At 65.8% G+C, this 688-nt stretch carries 1 protein-coding gene; it reads right to left on the reverse strand.

Annotation, left to right across the window (positions count from 1 at the left end; all coding sequences use genetic code 11):
- Nucleotides 1-688: hemagglutinin repeat-containing protein (locus L6D89_RS32375; protein ID WP_236202342.1), on the reverse strand; the 688-nt coding region annotated here is incomplete at both ends.

The raw sequence follows: 688 nt of genomic DNA on the forward strand, positions 1-688 counted from the left end.
TCAGGCCGTCCACCGCTTTGATGGCGATGTTGCCCTGGGCGATCATCTGGGTCTGGCGCAGCGTCTCGTCGGTCTTGCCTTCGCCCTTGGAGCTGGTCCAGGCGAGGTCGCTGTCGCTCTTGGCGTGGCTTTCCTGGTGCAGGTCCTTGACTGCTTCGAAGGTGACTTCACCGCCGCTGACGATAGCGATGTCGTTGCCCGCGTCGAGCTTGGCGCCCTGGTATTTCTGGTCACCGCCGCTGAGCAGGGTGATGTCGGAGCCGGCGCTGATTTCGCTGCCCACGGCGCGGACATCGGTGACTTCGTCGCGCTGGGTCTTTTTCTTGCCCCAGCTGCCCTTTTCCTCCATGTCGTACAGCGAGTAGTCGCTGTCGTTGGCGGCGAGCAGTTCGATCTTGTCGCCGGCGACCAGGTAGGCCTCGTTGCCGGCGCCGATCTTGCTGCTGACGAGGGTGAGGTTTTCACCCGCGCTGATCAGGACGTCGCCGCCGGCGGTGACTTCGGTGGCCTGCTGGCCGACGTGGTCTTCCTGGGTGGTGACCTTTTTGCCGCCGCCCTTGTACTTGGCGTCGCTGTGTTCTTCGTTGGCGGCGGAGGCGAGGACGACGTCGCGCCCGGCGCTCATGGCGATGTCGCGCGCGGCGTCGATGCGGCTGGCGACGGCGCTGAGGTCGCGGCCGGCGTTCAG

Origin of the sequence: Pseudomonas pseudonitroreducens (assembly GCF_021603645.1) — a bacterium.
GTDB lineage: Bacteria > Pseudomonadota > Gammaproteobacteria > Pseudomonadales > Pseudomonadaceae > Pseudomonas > Pseudomonas pseudonitroreducens.